Here is a 533-nt window from a genome sequence, read left to right on the forward strand (position 1 = left end):
CGCGGACGCCAAATCTCTGGCTTTGGCCATCCCGCTTTGACCCAGCATTGCCTGCATGACCGGGCCAAGGTCACAAGTCCATTCGGACACCAAGAACCTTCGAAGGGGCTCACAACGACAAACAGAATCAGAACCGCAGTCAGAATCGGAACCGCGTTGACCACGCTGGTCCTTGCCTGCGCGAGCTTGGCCCAGGTCCAAGCGCCGTCGCCCCCCGGCAGCTACTACCTGGCAAAGGATTTTGAGTGGATGCCGCCGCTGCCGTTTAACCCGTATCCCGAATTGCCAGTGGTCGAGATTGCGCCCGGCATGTTCCTGGTGGATGACACCGGCCTGCCCGACACGCCGGAACAGGCCGAGGCCCGCAAGCGTTGGCAACAGGCCATTGCGCTGGCCAAGGCCATTGCTGCCGATCCTGCCCGTGCCGCGGCGGCGCAACGGGCGGCAGAGGAACGGGCGCGTCTGGCCCAGGAAGCGTGGGAGAAGAGGAAGGCCGAACTTGCGCCCCAGATGCGGGCGCTGATTCCGCCCGG

Annotated in this window: 1 pseudogene; it reads left to right on the top strand. The window is 64.5% G+C overall.

Annotation, left to right across the window (positions count from 1 at the left end):
• Positions 1-156: 156 nt before the first annotated feature.
• A pseudogene (locus G4L39_RS03795) lies at positions 157-533 on the top strand (hypothetical protein); the annotation flags it as partial.

The sequence above is a fragment of the Limisphaera ngatamarikiensis genome (assembly GCF_011044775.1).
In the GTDB taxonomy this organism is placed as follows: domain Bacteria; phylum Verrucomicrobiota; class Verrucomicrobiia; order Limisphaerales; family Limisphaeraceae; genus Limisphaera; species Limisphaera ngatamarikiensis.